This window comes from Pseudomonas sp. S4_EA_1b (assembly GCF_016307435.1).
Classification (GTDB): domain Bacteria; phylum Pseudomonadota; class Gammaproteobacteria; order Pseudomonadales; family Pseudomonadaceae; genus Aquipseudomonas; species Aquipseudomonas rhodesiae.
In genome coordinates, this window is sequence record NZ_JAEILC010000071.1 from 1 (window position 1) to 17,690 (window position 17,690).

Genomic DNA, 17,690 nt, shown 5'->3' on the forward strand with positions numbered 1-17,690 from the left:
GATTCCGGCGTACAACCCCAGTATGCAAGTCCGGGGTTACGTGAGTGCGGCCTTTCCGTGCCGCAATGCGGGACTTGATACGGATCCTGGCTGCTTCAGCCTGCTCACCGGCCGAGGGGAGAGCCAGCTTCAGCAGGTGCATCCGCCTGCGCTCGTGCTCGTGCATCCAGTTCAACAGGGAGTTGCCGCTGTAGATGCAGCTGTAACCCTGCTCATCTCGCTGAAGCCCCAGCATGCCGTAGATGCCATAGTCCGATCGCTTAGCCGCTAGGGTGCCTATAGCGTCAATCTCAGCAACCATCTGCTCTTCAGTCATGCGCTCACGAAGGTAGGGCTTCACTTCGTCTGAGGGCAGAGACAGAGACTCGTCGTCCAGCTTGACGAGTTCCTCAGGGCCCAGGCCTGGAGGGCAGTGTGGGGCAATCATTATCGGTACCTGCTTAAGATGAGCAGATAGCTTCAGGGCTGGCGGGGAAACTGCAACTGCCCCCTTCTGAGGGGCAGATGGGGCTCAATGGAAGTACAGGTCGCGCGATCATTCCGTCATCTGGCAAATCGGACGGAGTAGGTGTGATGCGGGCTTTAAGTGTCATTGCAGCGGCAGTAATAGTCGCTGCCGGGTTTGCTGCCGATGAGTTGGTGTCCTACTTGCGGGGCGCGGACTCACCTGTCCCAGCGCGCACAGGGCCCGTCGTCGGTGAGCTTGCATACTGGCATGAGGGGGAGACGGTCGAAGCGCGGGTATTGAAGTACACCCAGGAGGGAGTAAAGATTCTCGAGGCCAAACAGACAGATCTTCCCCTTAAGGGCATTTTGATTACCCGAGTTGTTTTCCCGGAGTGTGGGATGCTGAAGTTCCAGCAGAACGATCTCGGCACGATCTACGGTTTTGCGGAGGCCGAGGAGGCAGAGAAGTACCCAGGTTGCCCAATCAAAGACTGGAGCGGAACCTGGCGTATCGGCCGGATCATCTAGAAGGTCCTTCGGCGATCCTCATCGAGTAGGAGGCGGCTTCACAGCCGCCGTCCTCTCACACCACCGTGCGTACGGTTCCGTACACGGCGGTTCAGGTTATACGGCTAAGCCGGTTTATCGTATCCAGTATCGAGACCAGTCCGAACCTATCCCATAGCCTCTTCGGTAGCGCCTGATTCACATGAGATGCTCCCGAGTTCCACCACGGGCCTCGGCCATTAAAGGCCGATTTACAGGCACGTTCTTCGCTCAGGCCCAGGCGCATCAGGTTGCGCGCCCTCGTTGAGGGCCGTTTCCATTGACGCCAGATGACGCAGCGAAGTTTATGCCTGACCCAACCATCCAATTTCTCAAGTGGGCGTTTGCTCTGGCTGAGCTTGAAGTAGCCAGCCCAGCCTCGCAGGACAGGGTTGATTCGCTCAATGACAGTCGCCACTTTGCGGGCCCTTACACTGCGTAGCAATATTCTGAGTCGGTCGCGTAAGCGCCCCAGGCTCATCGTTGCCACACGCAGCCTTGGTTGCTGGTGCCTGCTCATCCCGTAACCCAAGTAGTCACACTTCCAAGCCCCTGCTACTTGGCTCTTCTTCCGGTTCACCGTCAGTTTCAAACGATGGCACAGGAAGCGCTCGATACTGGCCAACACCCGCTCGCCCGCCCGAGGACTGCGCACATAAATGTTCGCATCATCGGCGTAGCGCACGAAGCGATGACCCCGCCGTTCCAATTCGCGGTCGAGCTCATCCAGAAGGATATTCGACAGCAACGGCGAGAGTGGGCCGCCTTGCGGTGTCCCCTCTTGCCGTTGGCTGACGATACCGCCCGACATGGCCCCAGCTTCAAGGTAGCGGCGGATGAGCCTAAGCACTCGCTTGTCTTCGACGCGACGCTGCAAGCAGGCCATCAGGATGTCGTGGTTGACCCGATCAAAGAACTTTTCCAGATCAAGCTCCACGCACCAGCGATGCCCCGCCGCCACATGGGAGCGGGCCAGTTCAACGGCTTGGTGAGCGCTTTTGCCCGGACGAAAACCGTAGCTGTAGTCCGAAAACAGCGGATCGAAGAGTAGCGTGAGTTGTTGCTGTAATGCTTGCTGGATCAGGCGATCCACGACGGTGGGGATTCCCAGTTGCCGTGTGCCGCCCTGCGGCTTGGGAATTTCAACCGCTCGCACTGCTTGGGGATGGTATTCACCGGCCAGCAACCTGGCCTTGAGGGTTGGCCAATACTGTTTCACGTAGCCCGCCAAGTCAGCGACCGTCATGCCATCGGCACCCGGAGCCCCCTTGTTGCTAACCACGCGTTGATACGCACGCCTGAGGTTGGCCGGTGCAAGCACCCGCTCCATCAGCGTGTCCGGCTCCGCGTTCGTCCACGTCGCTGACGCCGCCGGCACCTTTGCACTGTCAGGCATCACCCTCGGCTTCTGGCCGGGATTCGGAGTGACAGATTCCGTTGTAGGAAATTTCTGCATTACGGCTACCAACGAGACAGTGACGCCTACTGGCGGCATAACCTGTTCGGCCCTTGGTGGCGCGGTTAACCGCCACTTACTACGGCCTCGGCTGACTTCTGCACGCTCGTCCCGTCGCCTCTCGACGCTCGGTAGCACAGTGGCAAACGTGCAGATCTCCCAGGGTAATTCGCGTGACCTTCCTGCTTATGCCTGTCGGATTTACGTCACAGCGTCCCGTGCAAGTACTGGGCTTTGACGATTTGGGCCGCCTCACCCCGCTGTGCCGCCTCTATCCGCTTCCTGTTCGTCAGGCCAGCAGTTTGCCTCGGGCTTCCTTCAGATTCGCGGTCGCCCACGACACCCTTGCCTCTGGCTAACACTTCCCCTTGCCGGGTGTGTAGAGGACTTTCACCTCCAAGTCACCCGCTTTGGCCACCACAACCAAGCGGGTTGCGCTACGCGCAACGCGCCATGCCTGGCGCACCCAAAAGAAACCCCGGCGCCTGGCCGGGGTTTTTCGTTCTGATGCTCCTACTCATGTCGCTGGAGAGGGGAGTATCACCGCCGCCAGGCCGAGAAGGACAAGAACACTAAGCGCAGCGAAAACGCCCAGGACGTTCATCAGCTGCTGCTGTGGCAGTCGGCCAAGCCAGCGCCCGAGGAAAACCGCAACAAGCAGGGCTGTCAGATAGATCGCTAGGGTGGCGATTTGGCCGTACTGCATTACTTGACGCCGGCTGTACGTGCGGTAATCAGCTGTTCTTCGAGCCAGCGCACATAGCCGGCCTGGCCGCTTGCTTTGAACTCCTCCAGTAGCTGCGTTGAAATATTGGGCAGGACGATGAATACGTGATCGAGCTCTTCGCTAGCCGAGACGTACAGGTCCTCCTGAACGTTGTAATGGCCGGCTTCACGTGCAGTGAGAGTGGCATGGCCGTTCTTGTCGTAGTAGTTCGCCTTTTCGAAGGACTTGTTGTAGCCATCGTAAGTGCTGTAGTCGACCTTCAGTACCGCTACGTCGTCAGGATCCACTCTCACCGACACCAGGTGAGCGCGCATTTTGGGCTCTGCGTAAGCCTCATGTTCCTCAACGCCCTCGGAAAACTCGATGGCTACAGGCCCGGCAGCTAACAGTTCTTGAAGGTTTGGAACGTTCATCAAGCAGACTCCTTTTTGAGTTCGATGCCTTGTGCGCGAAGTTCGGCCTCGCGCAGGTCATTCTGACGTTTCCATTGCGCGTCCAGCCGTTCGAGGCGGGTTGCGATAATGCCCATCCCAATCAGAAGGATGAATCCTAGGAAAACGATCGCTAGTCCGGTCATGGTGGTTGGTCTTCACGTTAAAGGTTTGCGTCTAGCCTGCTGAAGTCCTCATCTGAGAGAGCGCCAGCAGCATTAAGTCCCAGGAAGAAGCTTCGCAAGCTCTATGTAGAGAGACGCCCTGCGCGAGCATGCTTTGTGTATTCGCCCAGAAGCCTCAAGGCCTTCGGGCATTCTGTGAGAGTCTTTTCAGCCTGCATGCAGGCGTCCACCAGTTTTCCGGATCGGGCCAATTCGCACTGAGTGCAGCGAGCAGTTTTGGGCAAGCCATGCCCAGCGTCGACGTAGTGGCCGCAGTCCAGGTGCAGCTGAACCAGCTGATACCCTTCCACGAAACCGCGGCGGAGAACGGTCCGGCGAATTGGGGTCTGCATACGAACTCGTTACTTCGTCGCGGCTGCGTAATGGCCTGCTTCGTTTCGAACGGCAAGGCCAAGATCGACCAGCTTGCGGCACAGTGGGCTGCCGAAAGAGCTATGTCGATTTTCCTTGCCCATTTGCTTGCCAACTTCTTCCCCTACCTCGGTAGGAGAGACGAAATCGGGGCACTTGCTCTCGAGGTACTTCAGGGCCAGGTGTTGAGACTGGGTGAGGGCGCGGGCCATTGTCATTTCCTCAGTGGGGTATCGTGTGCACCGCGCGGGGCATAGGTGCAACCATTGTGGAAGTCAGGGTTCTGATCGAGTTCCAGGTACAGCGCAAAGAGCGCATTGAATCCCTGCGAGGCAAGCCTTGAGAAGGCTTCCCGGTGGTCGCCCGTAAGCACGTAGTGGCGATCCAACTCGCGATCCCAGAGTGTGGTTTCAGGTGCATCGGAATCGGTCGGCGATTCGTTGAAGAAGACCATCCAGCCCTGCCCGCGAATGGTCGGAAGCTTCCGGCCGCCAGTAGGGTGCCATTCCAGATTCACGCCGCAGAAGTCCTCCAGAGAGTCGAGGAGGGTCGCCATGGGGGCGCTGAGCGCTGCCTTGTTCTGCAGGAGCTCTTCGTAGAGGGCCTGGGCATTAGGTAGCGTGAGATTGAGCTTCATCCTGGTGTTCCTGCGCGATGCGGCGGGGTTCTAGATTGAATTGCATTCTCGCACATCATCGAAATTTGCAAGCGAAGCGACTAAAACGTGATGGTCTGGGGCGCGGATTGCGGTAGGTGGCTTGAGACGCCACCGGTTAAGTTGGGCCGGTCGCCGCGGCAGAGCTTCACAAAACTGGTGATCAGGTTCCCGGCGCCTGCGGCATCAACCTTGAAGTCGACCCGGTGCTCCGTCCCAGACTTGTGAAGTTGAAGCCCGATTTCCTGAGCGCGAGCCAAGGCATCGAGCTGATGATCGGTGGGTAGAACCTTGTAGCTCAGGAAACCATTGTGGATGCTTTGTTCGGCGACGCTCGATGCAGCTCCAATAGGTTGACCATCGACCTGCAAGGACACCTCGTTGAAGGGCTTGAAGAGAGAAGGGTCGAACCACCCTTTGAACAGCCCAGCCATTTCCACGTCGTTATGGCTGCCGCAGGCAAGGGCGATCTTGGCGGTTCCCTGGATAGTTTCCTGCTCCCCAACCAGAACGATAGCGCCATTGATCTCGCGAATACCCCATTGCGCAGGAAGAGTCCCTGCGTTGATCAGTCCCATGTCGTAGGCCTCCAGCGGGGTGAGATAGCGCATGCTCTCGCTATCTGCAGAGACCATTTTGCCCATTAGCGCCATGCTAACGCCCATGTCTGCCAGGTGACTTGCAATCAGAGCTGAAGCAATCTGAGCGTGGGACAGGTCATTCGCCTGCAGGCCGGCTGCTCGGTAGAACTGGTGCACGCCGAGGCTTGAGCCCGCTTCAAGGAATCGGAAGCGGCCACCTGCGAAGGCAAAAGGGCACCCGCTTTCGCAGCGACCAGGTAAAGGTTTGCCCGAAGTACCTTTGCTGCCAACCCTGGTGGAGAACCCTCGCTCCCTGATGAGCTGGCCCAGTTCGACTGTAGCCACCAGATCCCCGCCGAGTGAATTGAAATACACCATGCCCATGCCGGAGCCATTCAGGTTTCCCAGTCGCTTGAATGCCTCTACGGTTGCCTTGTGGATGTACCCATCGACGTAGATCTCAGGGAAGCCAGCTGGCCCCGAAGGCTCGACGCGCACTACCTCTGCTGGCTGAAGCCGAGGATCATCGGCGGGCACCACAGTGGATGCGGCTGAGGCGTTGATTGCGCACAGGGCAAAAGCGGCTGCGAGAAGTAACTTCATGCGGATACCTGGGAAGACTGAACCAGAGCACGGGAGGTGCCTGTAAAGCCATTCTCCCACCCATGTAGAAACTGCAACCGCCGGTTGGGGCCGGGCGAGGGGACAGATTGACGATTTCAAAGGCTGAAGAAAGGCGATCCTCCTGGCATCTTCTTCAAACCATGGAGCGCCGACGTGATAGCCGAAACCGCACAACAGAATCAGCAGGCAGAATTGCCGCAGGGGCCACTGGCCAAGGCCGCCGGCCTGGCTGTTGTCATCTTCATGCTGGTAGCTTTTTCATACCTGGCCATTTGCATTGGCGCGTCGTCATGGCTGACCTTCCAGGTTCCGATTACCGATGAAGACATGCGTAACGCATCTTTCCTCAGCTGGCGCATAGGGGTGTACTGGCATGGCTCCGCCTTTGGCCTGCTAATCGCTTTATTTGGGGTGATGAACCTCCTAAGTGGGAGGTTGGTCGGACTCACCATGATGGTAATCGGCATGTCGGCCGTTTTCGCAACCTCCGAGGTCAGTGCGCTACGCCAAGGTATCCTGGATGGCGATCTGAAGATTGGTTGTTACAGCTACGACTCACTGGAGTGCCGGAAGCAACTGGACGTGCCTGTAGGCGATGCTCAATCCATCTTCCGAGATACAAGCGAAATGCGTCACGGCGGATTTGCGCAGTGGTACGAGCCCATCCGGGCGGCAGCAGATGCCAAGGTAACCGCGGTGTTTCCCAACACCATGCCAGGCGTCGCGTTCCTGCAGAGCCCCATTCTTGTCATGAAGCACATGGACAAGCTGAAGAGCTTGGTTGCTGAACAGCGAGAAGAAGTTGCCCGCTTTAAGGCTGCCTTCGCTAAACCGTAAGGGCCACCCTGCACTTAGGGTGTGGGTAAAGAAATCCCCGATCGCATTAGCTTTCGGGGTTTTATCTTTTAGCGGTGCTCAGCTTTCAGTTTGTCCCTGCTTAGACCAGGCTGAACTGGTTTTCCGCTTCCTCATCCAGAGCTTTCAACGCCATCTGATAGAGCTCGGGGTGCTGGATATCGAATGGCGGCATGTGTTCGGTCTCTACCCATTGACCTCGAGCAGCACCTTTTCTCAACCAGGCTTGCTTCATGCCTTTTGGCTGAGTCCACGCTGTCATACCCATACCGTGGGACGTTATCTGCTTGGCGGTAACGAAGCCTTGCCTTCGCATCAGGGCCACGACCTTAATTGCCGATTCCTTCCAGGGAGAGATTTTCACCGGCGAAGGTACGCCCGCGGGTAGATCCTGCAGCACAGGCGGAAGTCGACAGCGCTCAGCAGGGTTCCAATCGAACATGTACTCATAGCCATAACTGGCAGTGCTGCCCCTGGCTTCGAGCACGTTGTGGAACTCGTCGAAGGTGTATTCCTCTCCCTGAGAGGACATGCGGCTCAGCCTAGGGGCAATCACCCGAACTCCCAGCATGTTCAGCATTCTGGGATCGCCCTTGAAGGTCTCTGCCACAGTCCCTGCGCGGGGCCGTGCAGCCTGTGCTTGCATGCTGCTCATGTTGGTTCTACCTCTGTGGCCGTATTAGGCCAGCGGCTTTTCCTGGACTTCGATCGACAGTTCTACCGGCTTGAACTCATCGAATTGACCGACGTACTTCTGAGCTGCCTCGAGCGTTTTGAAATCGTGCGCGTTGAGAATGGTGCTGCGTACTGGATAGCCGCCACTTCCCGAGTCGAGCGCAACGTACATGTGCTCTTCGGTGTAGAAGGACTCGGTGGGAGCCGAGGGGTATTTCAGAACGATTCGCTTGATAGGCATAAACACCTCTGTTCGAAAATGGTTGTCCTCAGAAGGACATCAGGTACTGACCATCGGCAGCCACGAGCGATGTCGGGGCCTGGTGAGGAATAGGGGCGGAAATGGCGTTGCTGTAGCCGTTTTCCGCTCCCCATGCGGTGAGCTTGGCGATCAGGGCATCCGGGTCATTCAGGATGTCGCGCAGCCCGTGACGATGCAGCTGGTTTCCAATGCGGAGCATCTTGTCCCAGGAAGAGTGGCCGCCCTTCTTGAAACTCGCTGTCCCGAAGCGAGCCAGGTAGTGCACGACGTCGGAAGGGCAGACGTCCGAGTGTGGACCGTAGTACTCGAGCGCACGGTCCAGCTCGAATTCGTAGAACAGGTGAACACCCTCAGAATCGATGTCGAACTCGTTGGATTCGTCCACGTGGGTGTAGTAAACGCCGTTCTTCTTGATCACGCTTTCTGCGTTGGCCACCGAGCTGATGGCCGAGCGCAGACCTTCGTAGATGCCGTGAAACTCCTTGTCGACAAAGGGGACTTCGATCGAGCGGCTGACATCCAGGTCATCCCGAGTGAACTCCTCGTACTCATCTGGGATGTAGTAGCGCTTGCCGCGTTCAAGAATCTCGCGGTACTCGTTCAGGGCGGTGAAAGGGCGCTGATACGAGTAGCGACCCCAGTAGAGGTCAATCGTCAGGACCTCCTTCATGCCCAGCAGCTGGAAGCGTGCGGGTTCGCCTGCATTGCTGGCGCGAACTGCCTCGTCAGCATCGATCGTCAGGGCGTAGCGCAGCAACTCCAGGCACAGCTCTGGGGAGTACGCGTTGGCCGCGATCTTGATCATGCCGGTTTCTTCGTTGATCGAGCGCGAGATCCAGTTCCGGCCTTTCGGATCGTAGTGGCGGGCTTTTAGGTAGTTGCGGAATTTGTGAAGGGGAGTCATCCAGGTGTACTTGCCCGACTCCTCCGCCAGCATGTTTTCCATGCTGCGATCTGACTGAACCCTCAGGCACAGCCAGCACCCATGTCTGGCGCCACAGCCCGTCTTGCGCTCCGCATTACCGTCGCGCAGAAACACGTTGACCATGCATTCGCCGGCCGCGTCGCGGTAGACCTCAGTAAGGGCCTCGAAGTCGCTGTAGGTCTTGATGAAGCCATTGGTCACCCGGCCAAGGAACGCGAAGATGTCCATGGTGGTGAAGTCGGCGATTGGGCTGAGCACCCATGCAGCTTTCTCGCCTTCTTTTGCGGTGTTCACCGGCTCAAAGGCGCTTTCGCCTCGAGCTTCCATGTTGCGTTCACGCACGGCCGACTCGTCGCGACGAGTGCCGATCAGGACGACTAGATCATCCTCTTTGAAGGCGGCTCCCATCTCGCTCTTGATGACAGCCCTGATCTGGCGTTTTGTCCGGTCCAGGGGCGCTTTTTTCATCTGCTGCTGGCACTTAGCCGAGTTCCCCGGCAGGGATGCGACAGTCCGGCCACCGATAATGGAAACCAGCCAGTTCTCAGAGAGGTTGGGGCGGCACACCCAGATGCGTACCGGAAGGCCTTTCTCCGCTGCGTACTTCTTCAGCGAGCGAATCTCGCCCTTGCTGTACGCCTCCACAACCGGGTTCTCGATGAGGGTGTCGCTGGTCATGACGTGGAATTCTGGAACTTTGAAGCCCGCTTCCATGAGCTGCTCCATCGCCAGAAGGGTGATGGCCACCATGACGCTACTGTCTTTGCCGAAGCTGCAGGCTCCGATCAGGCGCTTACCGCTGAGGATGTGACGCTTGATGACCGCAACTGCGTTCGCCACCTTCTCGTCGAAGCTGAGCTCCACGATAGGGCCGGCGACCGGAGTGGCGTCTTGAAAGAGGGAGGAGGCGACAAGTTGCATGGCGGTGACTCGGAATTCGTTGATGTCTCCAAGGTACCGGGGTTCCTGAAAGTGCAAGTCCTGATCGAGGCCTGCATGGGAGCCGGCCCGAGCAGACAGCCCCATAGCTACCCATCCGCGCGAGAACGATCCCATAGCTGCAGACGAATCTACGCCTGGGCCGCTGCGCGGCGCTCCCTCATGATTCGAGCGACATCGCTTGGGTAGTCGATTTCAATGGCGCCAGCGGCGACAGCTTTGGCCCGCTTGCTCAAGCAAATGTCGAAGTGGGATTTCACCGAGCCAGGGAACTGGTGCCAGCGGCGAGCAACGCCAATATGGTCGGCCATGGAAAGCAGCTCTTCCTCGGAGTCTGCCAGCATGTGACACATCGTCATTCGCCCGTAACGGGCGTTCATGTTGTCAACGTATACGGCCATTGGAGCGTCTCGGCGGGAGTCGGTGTTAGTCCAGGATCCAGTAGCACTTCTGATCCGTGCCATCTCCAATGAAGAGCCGGTTGCGCACGCGATAGATTGGGGCTCCGCGCTTGAGTCCACCTGCCAAGCCGGCGACGCGATGAAAGCCTTCCGTCGTTTCGATTGTGGATTCGCTGGAGGATAGGAAGCCTCCTTTGGTGTTGTTCACACCAACCAGGTTTCCAACCGGCTGCGGTTTGTTCGCTAGGGATATAGCCTGTTCGTAGGCTTCTTCAGAGCCAGCCTCAAGTACGCCAATTCGGCGGTTGATGAACTGAATCAGCACCCGAAAGCTGAAAATCCAAGCAAACGCCCCCACAAGCCGGGAGAACACAAAAGTCATCCAGCAGGGCAGAACGATGGCTTCTGCTCCGTTGCATCCATCCGGCAGATAATTGCTGCCCGTAAAGTACTTCACGAGAGCGTCACCCAGCTCCAGCGGGCCAACGGCCAGGAAACCAACGGCATAGCTGGCGAGTGTTGCAATGGCCGCAATTCGGGTAAAGAAGCCAGCAATTGCCCACCATGCCAGCTCAGCCTCTTTGCTCTTTGCCTCGCTAGGACCGGCTTCAGCCCTGAGCCGTAGCTCAATCAAAGCCAGGTCCTCCTCAGACACTTCACCAAAAGCAACGATTCTGCGGGTGACATCCGGATTCCGTGACAGGAATGCCTCGACATCTTCGTCGGTAGCAGGGGAGCCGGTGTAGCTGCACATGTGCGCCTTGATTTGGATGAACTGACGCAGAGGCAGAATGGATGTACCGATGGTTCGGCTTTCAGGGTTGCTCATTTCTTTTCCACCTGGTGTGTCAACGCCTCTCGCAATGCATCCACCACTTCCGCTGGGCTGGCTTCGTAGCCGAGGCCTAACAAGCGTGCGCACTCCTGTAGCCCGCGGAGTAGGGCACGGCTCTCGCCTTCATGCATGGTTGGACAGCGACGCTCGCGTTCTCGGAGGGCGGGGTACTCGTTCCAGCGTTTGGTTATCTCGTCGCCAAGCTGGACGGCGTCCGGCAAAACAGCCAAAGCCGTTTGGTAACGATCCTCGCTATGGAGCTTGATCCTGGCGAATGGGATGTTTGCCCGCTCCGCGAAACAGAGAAGGACCTCGGCATACTTGGGATAGGGCACGCATTTAAGCTGCCCGGTATCGGTATTGAAGGTGCCATCCACGCCATCAAGTCGCGGGGAGATTTCCATTTTTACCTCATGGTCAGGTAGTCACGTGGCGAAACGCTCGCACAGGCAAGCAGATCTGCAAGCCAGACTGCTGGTGCGGTAGGTACGGAGTGAACGATATAGGGAGGGCAAGTGGGCTGGCGGGCTATTCGAACCCCATATAGGGGTCGATCAAAGGCCTCTGGCTTGGCCTGGATGCGACTCTACCCAGAGACTCATAGGAAGGCCCTAATCATGTCCGACAGTAACGAGAGAAAATCAGGCGATTCAGTTTCGACCACGCCATTCCAGCAGCGCCTAAAGTGGTTTCTCACCAAGTCACTCCACTATGTCTGCATCTCAGCCATCGTAACTACGGTCGCGCTGGCCTGGCTTGACGGGGTTTTGAAGGGAGAGCCAAGCGCCTGGCAGGTGTACATGACTCGACTCAATGAAGCGTTTGCCTACCTGACCATCTACATGATCGGCGGCTTCATCTGGTGCGTGTTCGGATGGCCCTGGAAAAAGCCAAAGCCCTGAAGCTGATGTATCGCTGAAGAGGTTGCGCATTCAGCGGGTGTGAGAACATTGGCCCATCAATGTAGCCGCGGGCGCAAACCGCCAGGGTTCTGAATGAAAATCCCCATTGTTTTCTGTGGCGGCGCTTCAGATAGCAATCTCCCTCGTAAGGCCCACTTGCTGAATGTGGCCACGGGGCTTCCGTATTGCGGACAGTATTTTTTGCACTCGGAGAGGGTGGATTGCGACGTAATCAGCCCTGAGGACTACACCGGTTCTGAGGCCTGCTCGAAGTGCCTTCGACACAAAGAAATTGCGGTTGCCGTAGAGACATCGCCTGGAGTTCAGAAGAAATGAACAAACACACTGTTCGCAGCCCCGAAGATGCGCTGGCCTACGTGACCGATTGCACGCTGGCAACGGTGACTGATCTGGCGTCGCTGTCCAGACCGCCCAAGCACGAGCTGCAGCGCCAAATTGATATCGCCCAGGCCGCGATCGACTGGATGGATCGCTTCGGCGTGGACTATTCGAGCACCAGGGCGGCGGACGTAAAAGCCCTTGGTGGGAAAGTGGCTGTATGGGCTGAACAGTTCAAGAAGACCCCGTGAGGCTTCTAGGGCGAGTCGGCCGAGGGCCAGGATGGTAAGCGACCGCTTTGCTCTCCCTGCTGGAATGACTGAGATTTTGGGCATTGAGCCCTTTACCTATTCGCCGAGGTGGACCAATGAAACGACCCCATGAATTCGACCCGTTCTGGAGCCTGATTGACAAGGCGCTGACAGATCGAAAAAAGAACCCTGCATCTCACGACAAACACCCCGAGCACAATGCGCCGCAGTATGTGATCGCTCTCTGCGAGGCCCTGCATGGCGCGATCCATGCGCAGGGTAACCGCGTAGTCACCCTGCAGGATGTGGTGAGGCTTGAGGCCACCTGTACTGGTTCTGACTACCAGCACAAGCTGGCGTTGCGTTGCTCTCGCCTTGCAAGCGGCGTTGCGGCGTAGGAGTGACCTCATGGTAAGAGCTCGGCTCCATGTGATCTGCGGTAACTGCGGGTGCAACGACATGTTCACCTACAAAATCGATCCCGAAGGGCATGACGTTGATGGGCAGCTACTGCCTGCCGTAACTCTGTGCTGTGGTAACTGCGCAACCCTCCATGACCTGGCAGACAATGCGCGGGAAGAGAGCCCTAAGAAAAAGCCAGTTCGACCGGCCGCTGGGTATCCGCGAGACCCTGAAATTCCTTCCTTTGCATGGAAGGAGACCAAGTGGTTTGCGAGTTGCCAGCACTGCGGGGAGGAGAATCAGGTAGACGATGACTGCTCCGTGTCTGGGGCACCGTCAAACCATGACTGTACAGCCTGCGGAAAGAGCTTCGTCTACAGGGGGAATTGAACCGCGAGCACTGTCGTGGATGCCCGCGGTCCAAGCTAGAGGGTTAGTGAGGGCCTAGGGCAGCACCCGCTGGGACATCCACTTCGGCTTTAACTGTTGCCGGCCTGACGCTGTAGCTGCCTGTCGCGTGCACGCCGAGCACAACGCGCACCAGCCGCCACATCTCATCCTCAACCGGGTCGCGCCGCATTTTGGGCGAGGTGAACAGGGCAACGATGAACGTCAGTATTGTTGCTGCGGCGATGATGGTCAGGATGAACTGAGCTTTTGTGGCGAAGCCGGCCGCGATGGCGGTATTGATGGCTTCCGGTTCTACAAAGATCGTGAACACAAGGAACGCGCCGAATACACCTAAGCCGGCGCCAATAACCTCCATCGCCATGCTCAGCGTAGCCATCAGGATTGACCAGACTTGACGCAGCATCAGCCACTTGTCTCCCCGAACCTTGGATGCCAGTTGGTTCCATTGTTCAGCACTCAGGGTGCCGGCGGGGATATCGTTGATGGATACAGCCATTCCGTTGGGATTGGCAGAGGGAATGTTGGAGCCGAACATGAAGCCTCCAGAGGGCGAAGAGTGCGGGCTATTCCGCATCGTCATTATCTGGAGTGGGGGAGAGGGTCAGAGCTCAATTCGCGCCATTTAGAGGCAATCATGGGGCATGGCCGGCGGGTTATGTACCAGGACAAGTCGAGTGCTACTGCTCACTAGGGGGATACTTGAACAGGCGTCGGTACTTGAAGATCCGGAAAGATGGGATCCAGGTGGTTATACCTCGGTTAGCAATTTCCTCGTACTTTCCCTATGCGGAGGACGGGCAGGGGCTGGCGTTGGTTGCAGCGATCAAGTTCCGCGACGAGACCCTTGCTGTAAAAGGGCAAACGTCACTCCTTCGTTCCATTCCACATATCAAGCCAAAGGCAGGGAGCAGTCCCTTGGCTGGAGTCTTCCTTTCCGTTCAGGCTCGAGGTCCAGGTCAGAAGCCTAAGGCAGCTTTTATGGCGCTCTACACTAACGAATCTGGCGAGAGCAGAAAAAAGAGCTTCGGGATTGCAAAGCTTGGCTACCTCAATGCATTCCGCAAAGCGGCGCAGTTCCGGGTTGAGAAGAACAACCTCCAGATAGACTGGGAGTCGATGCAGGCACCGCGGCCCAATGCCCAGCAGTACTCCTTGATCTGTTCGCTGGCAGATGACATCCCTCTTCCTCGATCGGAAAATGCCAGGCCGGCTGTCTAGAGGCTTTCTCCACCAAATGGGTTACTGCTCAATCAATGGCAGTTGGTCGTTTGGCACTACACCCAGAACGTACTCTTGTCGAAGCGTCCAGATGCATCCTTGGATTGATATATCCATAGGGGAAACTGATACGCCGTGTTGGCGATCGAGCTGAAAAATTTCTGTCCAGGATGCCTTAAGGCGGCGATCAATCTCCAAGGGTTCCGAAAGACTTTCGAATTCGATTCCGTCCTCATCGGAGCTCTGGATGTATCCCTCATTGAGCACATCGTGCCACGTGTCGAAGTTGGACAGAACAACCTCTGCGGCGGGGAGCCGCAAGGCTAGAACGATAGGGTCAAGGACGCCCTGCAGATCCTCAAGATACGGAGAAAGCTGACCTCGGTCTCGTCGCACCCAAACCCACCATGGGGTTTGGTTTTTCTCGGGTGGACGGAGTCCTGCAGTACACATTTGATCAACCATCCAGGCATAGGCGGCGTGAAAATCAGGCTCGGCCAGCGATGAAGGGCAGTTTAGATGTCCTCGCTGCTGCAATAGGGCCCAGGCCTCTCTCTCGATGACAATCCAGGCAGACAAGTGCCCGTCCTTCGAAAGTTCACGCGGCCACTTGTGTGTGGCGAGGAGAGAGTTATCCATGGGTCATCGGTTCACTGGTCTTTAGCGTCTGGTTTCTATGGGGGATCAGGCTGGTGGGTGGATTCTGAAAGGATACAGGGGGCGGCTCTCAACTCTGTCCTGATCGGCGCCGAGCAGGATCCAGCTGCCATCTTCGTTCCAGGAAACCACCGAATCTGTGTACGAGCGGCCATAGGTACCGATCTTACAACCCTCCGGGTGCTGTTCGCACACGATATGTCCTCTTGGGGTAACGGTAGGCTCCTGGTGGCAGTCCGGGCATCCTTTGAGGCCACGCTCGGCAGCGAACTGTTCCGCCAGCTCTGCTGCCTGTGCGCGTGCGTCCGCCGGTTCCAGCATTGAGCGCCAGCGTTCCACAACAGGCTCGTTCTCGTCAGGGTCAGAGTGGTATAGCTGCCGGATGGCTTGGTGGATCTCTCCAGGGCCGTTCAGCGTAGCGATGTCGATACCGGCGGCAATCATTTCGTCTCTGACACTGCAGTACTCGGGCTCTAGGTCCATATGTCGGATCTCAATCAGGCGTGGGCGGAAGTTATCGTGAAAGGGGGTGGCTTACAGGCTCTGGCCCACGCGGTTCATGCGGGGCATGTAGGTGTCAGGCGCAAATGAGGCAAGGACGATCTCAGCCCGCCCAACCAGATCAGCCTGATCGACGAAACCGAAGAAGCGTGAGTCGAAGCTGTTATCGCGGTTGTCGCCCATGACCAGGTACTTGCCGGCCGGTACCACCATCGTGTCCGTGGTGGATTTGGTGCTTTTCGCGCGAACAAGCATCTGCATGTCGTGGTCCAGGGAATCGATCTGCTCGCGAACGATGAACTTGTCGCCGGTGCTCTCGATCAGGAAGTACTGTGCTGGCACTCCGTTGAGCCACAGGACGTTATCCTTGAGCTGCACTGTATCGCCTGGCACGCCGATCAACCGTTTAACCATGCGGGTATTGTCCGCGGCCTTGATAAACACAACGACATCGCCCCGAACAGGCTGCTTGCTGGAAAGAAGCTGGATATCAGTAAAGGGAAGCTTGGCCCCGTAGGCGAGCTTGTTGACGAAGATGAAGTCGCCTTCCTGGATGGTAGGGTTCATTGATCCAGTCGGTACCAGATACCAGTCTGCGACAGATGCTCGAGCAGCGACTAGCAGCACCAGCAGAGCGAAGGTGCGAGTTTTGAAGAGCTGGGGAATTTTCATGTGGCCATTGCCTGTAGGGCGTTTAAGTCACATGAAGGTTATTTCTCCTAGACTCCCCAAGGTATTCAATTAGGCCCATCGCCAGGGGCTGAATCATTGGCGGGAAAGTAAAAGCCCGGCACTGGGCCGGGCATGAGATACCGTTTTTTTGCCTCACACTTAAGCCAATTGGCGTTTGCGTGAGCTACCAGCGCCACCAAGGGGTGCTCAATTTGAGGTCGACAGCTTCCTTGACAGTCCCGTCATTACCCGCGTTGGATGCCATGGCACGGATAGTTCTAGAGCCGGAAAGAGCCTTCGCGAACTCTTCAGAAATCAACTCAGACTCCCCGGTGACGGATACCAGGAAGGTCTCATTCATCTGCGTGGTGACAATGGTGCCCGAGCTCAAGGAAGTAATAGTTTGAAGTGCCCCGTCCACGTTGCAGATCACTCCTCTATCAGAGAGTGGAGCTGCCTTTACCTTGAGTTTGACCAGGCGTTTTGGAGCATCATCCCTGGGCTCGGTGAGCTGCTTAAAGACATCGCTGTGAGCGCACATACCCTCCAGAAGGCTTGCCTGTTGGTGGCGCACTGAAAACGGCGGGACGGTAAAGGTCTCGTGTTTACTGCTACGCGCAATGGCCACACCTATTCCGACCCCGCTAACGAGAGCCAGCAGGAAAAGGGCAGCCCCAGTGAGAAGGACCTTTTTACCAGGCAAGGTCATGCATCAACCTCCAGGCTTTCAGGTTCTCTGTAGCTCGGGCTGAGCTTCTTGCCTTCGTCTGTTGCTTTCCAGTAGCGAGTAGAGGGATCGCGGCTGACAAGCCCCATCTTTTCAAGTGCTGTCATGGTGTCCACGTTGCACACGCGCTCGCCGTTGATTTCCACGGCGGCACCGTGAGAGACGCGAGCTCCCCACCCCTGGCTGAGCCAGAGCATTACTTTCTCTTGTGCCTTGCTTAGCTTGGGCTTCTTCACTCGCGGTTCAGCCTTGACGCTTGCAGGACCGGCAGCAGCGTTGGCCGCTTTGGTCAGCATCTTCAGATAGAAGGCGTACATCTCCTCAAATTCAGGCTCATAGCACTCTTCCCGGACGTCAGGCTTGTAGGTGATGTTCACCGTTACGGACGGATGAATCTTGGCTCGAGCACGGTAGATTTCGGTCGAGAACTCGCCAAACGAGTCATAGAGGCGACCGTCGACCTCTACAACTGCATGAGCCCAAGCGCCGTGACCATTCTTCACGGCCGTGACCATTTTGCAGGGTACGCCTCGGGAGGACAGGAAGTCGTAAAGTGCGGCGGCGAACACGCTGCAGGTGTCCTCTTGCGCATCTTTCCGGGTGCGTCCTAGTTTTGCTGCCTGGATTACTAAGGCGATGTCCAGCGAGTCCATTTTCAACCTCAATGGTGGATCTTCAGTTCGTAGGCAGCATCTCATGGTGCCCGTATCCTGCA

25 protein-coding genes are annotated in these 17,690 nt (G+C 57.2%); 6 read left to right on the plus strand and 19 right to left on the minus strand.

What is annotated here, in order from left to right:
- The coding region (locus YA0848_RS36120) for a hypothetical protein (protein WP_232925154.1) at positions 1–427 on the minus strand (427 nt) is incomplete at its 3' end.
- Between the two features lie 146 nt (positions 428–573).
- On the opposite strand from YA0848_RS36120, the gene YA0848_RS21640 reads away from it, so the two are divergent.
- Positions 574–975: a hypothetical protein gene (locus YA0848_RS21640; RefSeq protein ID WP_198731407.1), complete on the plus strand. Its 402-nt coding sequence runs from the start codon at positions 574–576 to the stop codon at positions 973–975.
- 91 nt (positions 976–1,066) lie between these two features.
- On the opposite strand, the gene ltrA is transcribed toward YA0848_RS21640, so the two are convergent.
- The 6 genes from ltrA to YA0848_RS21670 all read right to left on the minus strand — a co-directional run bounded on the left by ltrA (position 1,067) and on the right by YA0848_RS21670 (position 5,982).
- Positions 1,067–2,488 carry a group II intron reverse transcriptase/maturase gene (ltrA, locus tag YA0848_RS21645; RefSeq protein ID WP_024718247.1) on the minus strand — a complete coding sequence of 474 codons (1,422 nt, stop codon included), beginning with the start codon at positions 2,486–2,488 and terminating at the stop codon, positions 1,067–1,069.
- A 666-nt stretch (positions 2,489–3,154) separates the two neighbouring features.
- A complete protein-coding gene (locus YA0848_RS21650) occupies positions 3,155–3,589 on the minus strand; it encodes a hypothetical protein (RefSeq protein WP_065327567.1) in 435 nt (144 codons plus the stop codon).
- A complete protein-coding gene (locus tag YA0848_RS21655; protein WP_176707252.1) occupies positions 3,589–3,753 on the minus strand; it encodes a hypothetical protein in 165 nt (54 codons plus the stop codon). Before YA0848_RS21655 ends, YA0848_RS21650 begins: the two co-directional genes overlap by 1 nt.
- A gap of 380 nt (positions 3,754–4,133) precedes the next feature.
- Entirely contained in the window at positions 4,134–4,355 is a 222-nt protein-coding gene (locus tag YA0848_RS21660) for a hypothetical protein (RefSeq protein WP_065327569.1), read from the minus strand.
- A gap of 2 nt (positions 4,356–4,357) precedes the next feature.
- Complete coding sequence (locus YA0848_RS21665) at positions 4,358–4,780, minus strand: hypothetical protein (protein WP_065327570.1); 423 nt, start codon at positions 4,778–4,780, stop codon at positions 4,358–4,360.
- Between the two features lie 80 nt (positions 4,781–4,860).
- Entirely contained in the window at positions 4,861–5,982 is a 1,122-nt protein-coding gene (locus tag YA0848_RS21670; protein ID WP_065327571.1) for a hypothetical protein, read from the minus strand.
- Positions 5,983–6,156: 174 nt separating this feature from the next.
- Between YA0848_RS21670 and YA0848_RS21675 the strand changes: the two genes are divergently transcribed.
- Positions 6,157–6,840 carry a hypothetical protein gene (locus YA0848_RS21675; RefSeq protein ID WP_065327572.1) on the plus strand — a complete coding sequence of 228 codons (684 nt, stop codon included), beginning with the start codon at positions 6,157–6,159 and terminating at the stop codon, positions 6,838–6,840.
- A 100-nt stretch (positions 6,841–6,940) separates the two neighbouring features.
- Here the strand turns inward: YA0848_RS21675 and YA0848_RS36125 are convergent, their stop codons facing one another.
- From YA0848_RS36125 to YA0848_RS21705, 6 genes are all read right to left on the minus strand, one after another.
- Positions 6,941–7,513, minus strand: coding sequence for a hypothetical protein (locus tag YA0848_RS36125; RefSeq protein WP_232925155.1), 573 nt, complete (start codon positions 7,511–7,513; stop codon positions 6,941–6,943).
- A 24-nt stretch (positions 7,514–7,537) separates the two neighbouring features.
- Complete coding sequence (locus YA0848_RS21685; RefSeq protein WP_065327574.1) at positions 7,538–7,774, minus strand: hypothetical protein; 237 nt, start codon at positions 7,772–7,774, stop codon at positions 7,538–7,540.
- 28 nt (positions 7,775–7,802) lie between these two features.
- Positions 7,803–9,641, minus strand: coding sequence for a phosphoadenosine phosphosulfate reductase domain-containing protein (locus YA0848_RS21690; RefSeq protein WP_086250786.1), 1,839 nt, complete (start codon positions 9,639–9,641; stop codon positions 7,803–7,805).
- A 149-nt stretch (positions 9,642–9,790) separates the two neighbouring features.
- Positions 9,791–10,060 carry a DUF4031 domain-containing protein gene (locus YA0848_RS21695; RefSeq protein ID WP_065327650.1) on the minus strand — a complete coding sequence of 90 codons (270 nt, stop codon included), beginning with the start codon at positions 10,058–10,060 and terminating at the stop codon, positions 9,791–9,793.
- 25 nt (positions 10,061–10,085) lie between these two features.
- Positions 10,086–10,889, minus strand: coding sequence for a hypothetical protein (locus YA0848_RS21700; RefSeq protein ID WP_065327649.1), 804 nt, complete (start codon positions 10,887–10,889; stop codon positions 10,086–10,088).
- Positions 10,886–11,299, minus strand: a complete 414-nt coding sequence (locus YA0848_RS21705) for a hypothetical protein (protein WP_198731408.1) — start codon at positions 11,297–11,299, stop codon at positions 10,886–10,888. The genes YA0848_RS21700 and YA0848_RS21705 overlap by 4 nt, the downstream gene beginning before the upstream one ends.
- 213 nt (positions 11,300–11,512) lie before the next feature.
- Here YA0848_RS21705 and YA0848_RS21710 point away from each other — a divergent pair, with 213 nt between their 5' ends.
- From YA0848_RS21710 to YA0848_RS21720, 3 genes are all read left to right on the plus strand, one after another.
- The gene (locus YA0848_RS21710; protein ID WP_065327647.1) at positions 11,513–11,797 is read left to right on the plus strand and encodes a hypothetical protein; all 285 of its coding nucleotides are present in this window, start codon (positions 11,513–11,515) and stop codon (positions 11,795–11,797) included.
- Between the two features lie 332 nt (positions 11,798–12,129).
- Positions 12,130–12,387 (plus strand): hypothetical protein, encoded by a 258-nt coding sequence (locus YA0848_RS21715; RefSeq protein WP_065327646.1) that lies wholly within the window; start codon positions 12,130–12,132, stop codon positions 12,385–12,387.
- Positions 12,388–12,503: 116 nt separating this feature from the next.
- Positions 12,504–12,785 (plus strand): hypothetical protein, encoded by a 282-nt coding sequence (locus tag YA0848_RS21720; RefSeq protein ID WP_083196154.1) that lies wholly within the window; start codon positions 12,504–12,506, stop codon positions 12,783–12,785.
- 437 nt (positions 12,786–13,222) lie between these two features.
- Here YA0848_RS21720 and YA0848_RS21725 read toward each other — a convergent pair whose 3' ends face one another.
- Complete coding sequence (locus YA0848_RS21725) at positions 13,223–13,735, minus strand: hypothetical protein (protein WP_065327644.1); 513 nt, start codon at positions 13,733–13,735, stop codon at positions 13,223–13,225.
- Positions 13,736–13,917: 182 nt separating this feature from the next.
- On the opposite strand from YA0848_RS21725, the gene YA0848_RS21730 reads away from it, so the two are divergent.
- Positions 13,918–14,418, plus strand: coding sequence for a hypothetical protein (locus YA0848_RS21730; RefSeq protein WP_065327643.1), 501 nt, complete (start codon positions 13,918–13,920; stop codon positions 14,416–14,418).
- A gap of 21 nt (positions 14,419–14,439) precedes the next feature.
- On the opposite strand, the gene YA0848_RS21735 is transcribed toward YA0848_RS21730, so the two are convergent.
- The 5 genes from YA0848_RS21735 to YA0848_RS21755 form a co-directional block, all read right to left on the minus strand.
- The gene (locus tag YA0848_RS21735) at positions 14,440–14,997 is read right to left on the minus strand and encodes a DUF3841 domain-containing protein (protein ID WP_176707258.1); all 558 of its coding nucleotides are present in this window, start codon (positions 14,995–14,997) and stop codon (positions 14,440–14,442) included.
- A 105-nt stretch (positions 14,998–15,102) separates the two neighbouring features.
- Positions 15,103–15,519: a hypothetical protein gene (locus YA0848_RS21740; protein ID WP_141678448.1), complete on the minus strand. Its 417-nt coding sequence runs from the start codon at positions 15,517–15,519 to the stop codon at positions 15,103–15,105.
- 90 nt (positions 15,520–15,609) lie between these two features.
- Positions 15,610–16,248, minus strand: a complete 639-nt coding sequence (gene lepB / locus YA0848_RS21745; protein ID WP_198731409.1) for a signal peptidase I — start codon at positions 16,246–16,248, stop codon at positions 15,610–15,612.
- A 184-nt stretch (positions 16,249–16,432) separates the two neighbouring features.
- Positions 16,433–16,957, minus strand: a complete 525-nt coding sequence (locus YA0848_RS21750; protein WP_065327639.1) for a hypothetical protein — start codon at positions 16,955–16,957, stop codon at positions 16,433–16,435.
- The gene (locus tag YA0848_RS21755) at positions 16,954–17,628 is read right to left on the minus strand and encodes a hypothetical protein (RefSeq protein ID WP_176707257.1); all 675 of its coding nucleotides are present in this window, start codon (positions 17,626–17,628) and stop codon (positions 16,954–16,956) included. The genes YA0848_RS21750 and YA0848_RS21755 overlap by 4 nt, the downstream gene beginning before the upstream one ends.
- Positions 17,629–17,690 lie beyond the last annotated feature (62 nt).

Excerpts from the sequence above, each read along its gene's own strand:
- YA0848_RS21655 (WP_176707252.1), bottom strand. The coding sequence starts at position 3,753 with ATGACCGGACTAGCGATCGTTTTCCTAGGATTCATCCTTCTGATTGGG.
- YA0848_RS21705 (WP_198731408.1), bottom strand. The coding sequence starts at position 11,299 with ATGGAAATCTCCCCGCGACTTGATGGCGTGGATGGCACCTTCAATACC.
- lepB (WP_198731409.1), bottom strand. The coding sequence starts at position 16,248 with ATGAAAATTCCCCAGCTCTTCAAAACTCGCACCTTCGCTCTGCTGGTG.
- YA0848_RS36125 (WP_232925155.1), bottom strand. The coding sequence starts at position 7,513 with ATGAGCAGCATGCAAGCACAGGCTGCACGGCCCCGCGCAGGGACTGTG.
- YA0848_RS21650 (WP_065327567.1), bottom strand. The coding sequence starts at position 3,589 with ATGAACGTTCCAAACCTTCAAGAACTGTTAGCTGCCGGGCCTGTAGCC.
- YA0848_RS21715 (WP_065327646.1), top strand. The coding sequence starts at position 12,130 with ATGAACAAACACACTGTTCGCAGCCCCGAAGATGCGCTGGCCTACGTG.
- YA0848_RS21665 (WP_065327570.1), bottom strand. The coding sequence starts at position 4,780 with ATGAAGCTCAATCTCACGCTACCTAATGCCCAGGCCCTCTACGAAGAG.
- YA0848_RS21755 (WP_176707257.1), bottom strand. The coding sequence starts at position 17,628 with ATGGACTCGCTGGACATCGCCTTAGTAATCCAGGCAGCAAAACTAGGA.
- YA0848_RS21660 (WP_065327569.1), bottom strand. The coding sequence starts at position 4,355 with ATGGCCCGCGCCCTCACCCAGTCTCAACACCTGGCCCTGAAGTACCTC.
- YA0848_RS21685 (WP_065327574.1), bottom strand. The coding sequence starts at position 7,774 with ATGCCTATCAAGCGAATCGTTCTGAAATACCCCTCGGCTCCCACCGAG.
- YA0848_RS21710 (WP_065327647.1), top strand. The coding sequence starts at position 11,513 with ATGTCCGACAGTAACGAGAGAAAATCAGGCGATTCAGTTTCGACCACG.
- YA0848_RS21725 (WP_065327644.1), bottom strand. The coding sequence starts at position 13,735 with ATGTTCGGCTCCAACATTCCCTCTGCCAATCCCAACGGAATGGCTGTA.
- ltrA (WP_024718247.1), bottom strand. The coding sequence starts at position 2,488 with ATGCCGCCAGTAGGCGTCACTGTCTCGTTGGTAGCCGTAATGCAGAAA.
- YA0848_RS21720 (WP_083196154.1), top strand. The coding sequence starts at position 12,504 with ATGAAACGACCCCATGAATTCGACCCGTTCTGGAGCCTGATTGACAAG.
- YA0848_RS21695 (WP_065327650.1), bottom strand. The coding sequence starts at position 10,060 with ATGGCCGTATACGTTGACAACATGAACGCCCGTTACGGGCGAATGACG.
- YA0848_RS21750 (WP_065327639.1), bottom strand. The coding sequence starts at position 16,957 with ATGACCTTGCCTGGTAAAAAGGTCCTTCTCACTGGGGCTGCCCTTTTC.
- YA0848_RS21740 (WP_141678448.1), bottom strand. The coding sequence starts at position 15,519 with ATGATTGCCGCCGGTATCGACATCGCTACGCTGAACGGCCCTGGAGAG.
- YA0848_RS21670 (WP_065327571.1), bottom strand. The coding sequence starts at position 5,982 with ATGAAGTTACTTCTCGCAGCCGCTTTTGCCCTGTGCGCAATCAACGCC.
- YA0848_RS21700 (WP_065327649.1), bottom strand. The coding sequence starts at position 10,889 with ATGAGCAACCCTGAAAGCCGAACCATCGGTACATCCATTCTGCCTCTG.
- YA0848_RS21690 (WP_086250786.1), bottom strand. The coding sequence starts at position 9,641 with ATGCAACTTGTCGCCTCCTCCCTCTTTCAAGACGCCACTCCGGTCGCC.
- YA0848_RS21640 (WP_198731407.1), top strand. The coding sequence starts at position 574 with ATGCGGGCTTTAAGTGTCATTGCAGCGGCAGTAATAGTCGCTGCCGGG.